Genomic DNA, 1,936 nt, shown 5'->3' on the forward strand with positions numbered 1-1,936 from the left:
CAATGCAAAATCCTTTCATATATATGCGCCCCAGATGAAATTAAATACGGCAAGTGCCCACGAAGGCGCTGGCGCGGGTTGTGAAGGGCAATTCGGCGGGGATTTTTGTGCGAGAAAATAGTGCTGTTCAAAACAATTTATAGGAATAACAAAAATCGTGACAGCGCCGGGTCCGCGCTAATAAGTAATCTAAACAACCAATCAATAGTAGAAAAAAATTAAAATAACCCTTGAAATTAGGGAACCCTATCTTTAGTCTATATGAGCATATGCTCATTATAATTTCTTTTCAAAGGAGAAAGAATGAAGATTGCAATCGCAACTGACGACAAAATCAAGATCGCCGATAGATTCGGCAGAGGCGCTGGATTCATGATTATCGATACCGAAAATGGAACCCGGGATTATATCGATAATTCGGCTAACGCAGATATGGGACACGGCGCCGGAATCCAAACATCTAAACTAGTTGCGGAAACAGGCGTAGAAGCCATAATCGGACCGCATTTTGGCCCCTCTGCATTTGTTACACTACAGCAAATCGGGATAAGAATTTTTTATGGATCAGGCGAAATAGAACAAGCTATCACCGATTTAGAAGCCGGTAAGCTCGAAGAAGTTGCCCAGGCAAATGTTCCCAATCATCACGGAAACTGCAACTACAAATGACAAAACTCGACTGCATACCGTGCCTTCTGACCCATGCACTGAAGACAATTCGAAAATCGGGACTCACTGAGGAGCTCGAAAACAAGCTTTTTACAAGGGCATTTGAGGAATCCAAGATTCTTTTAGATGGTGCGCCTGCACCGGTTGCCGCTGAGGCAATCTATCGTAGCTTAGCCGAAATCACGGGAGTAAGCGATCCCTTCCGTGATTTTAAAGTTGAATCGACTGAAACTGCATTAAAGGCTTTACCAAGGCTTCGTGAGGCCGTCTCTAATTCCGAATGGCCTTTCAGAAAAGCGGTTGAACTTTCTATTGCCGGAAACGCAATCGACCTTGTAAAAATGGACGAAAAGGAATTAAACTCAATAGTGAATTGGCTGGGTGAAAACGAGTTCGATTTTCCTGAAACAAAGACTATTAGCAGACTCGAAAAGGATATCCATTCAGCTAAAAGTGTATTTTTTATTGGGGATAATGCAGGGGAAACAGTTTTTGATCGACTAATACTCGAGCAAATCCAAAACACTACGATATACTACGGTGTCCGCGGAGGACCTGTACTTAATGACGCTACGGCATTGGAGGCCGAGGAATCCGGGATTTGCGACTACGCCGAGTTAGTCTCTTCAGAATCCTCTATTCCGGGAACTATGCTAGATTCCGTCGGGGAGAGATTCATTGAGCTTTTTAATACAGCCGATATAGTCATCGCTAAGGGGCAAGGAAATCTCGAAACTCTAGATCAAGCCCCTAGAGCGATTTATCATTTATTTAAAGCAAAATGTAAACCTATAGCTCAGCTTGTTGGCCGAGAAGTCGGGGATTTTGTCATCTGGAGGAATTCCCCTATTTCGGCAACCTGATTGGAGGTGTAAAATGCAAAATGCAAAAGGTGGAGGTCGCGGAATGGGCGGCGGCAGAGGTCGCGGTGGAGGCAATCGCCCCGGTTCAGGTCCGGGGGGAAACTGCGTTTGCCCTAATTGCGGCCACAAGATTACGCATCAGGTAGGAACGCCATGTTTTAGTACTTCCTGCCCAAAATGCGGAACAAGAATGGTAAAAGAATAACGAAGGAGGTTAACATGCCCGGATTTAATGGATCAGGCCCGAGAGGCGAAGGCCCGATGACAGGCGGAGGTTTCGGCCTTTGCACAGGTTATGCTCGAACTGGATACGACAGAGGTGGAGGTGGATTCGGTTACGGAAGAGGTTTTGGCCGTGGCTTTGGAAGAGGTTTTGGAAGAGGAATGGCATTGCGGAACGGATG

The 1,936-nt window shown here is 45.7% G+C and carries 4 protein-coding genes; all 4 read left to right on the forward strand.

Annotated elements, in window-relative coordinates:
- Positions 1 to 303: 303 nt before the first annotated feature.
- Positions 304 to 669: a NifB/NifX family molybdenum-iron cluster-binding protein gene (locus KAH81_05685; GenBank protein ID MCK5833146.1), complete on the forward strand. Its 366-nt coding sequence runs from the start codon at positions 304 to 306 to the stop codon at positions 667 to 669.
- Positions 666 to 1,532, forward strand: coding sequence for a DUF89 family protein (locus tag KAH81_05690; protein ID MCK5833147.1), 867 nt, complete (start codon positions 666 to 668; stop codon positions 1,530 to 1,532). Before KAH81_05685 ends, KAH81_05690 begins: the two co-directional genes overlap by 4 nt.
- 13 nt (positions 1,533 to 1,545) lie before the next feature.
- Positions 1,546 to 1,737 carry a hypothetical protein gene (locus tag KAH81_05695; protein ID MCK5833148.1) on the forward strand — a complete coding sequence of 64 codons (192 nt, stop codon included), beginning with the start codon at positions 1,546 to 1,548 and terminating at the stop codon, positions 1,735 to 1,737.
- Positions 1,738 to 1,751: 14 nt separating this feature from the next.
- Positions 1,752 to 1,936, forward strand: a 185-nt coding sequence (locus KAH81_05700) for a DUF5320 domain-containing protein (protein MCK5833149.1), incomplete at its 3' end; no start/stop codon positions are given.

The organism is bacterium (genome assembly GCA_023145965.1).
In the GTDB taxonomy this organism is placed as follows: domain Bacteria; phylum UBP14; class UBA6098; order UBA6098; family UBA6098; genus UBA6098.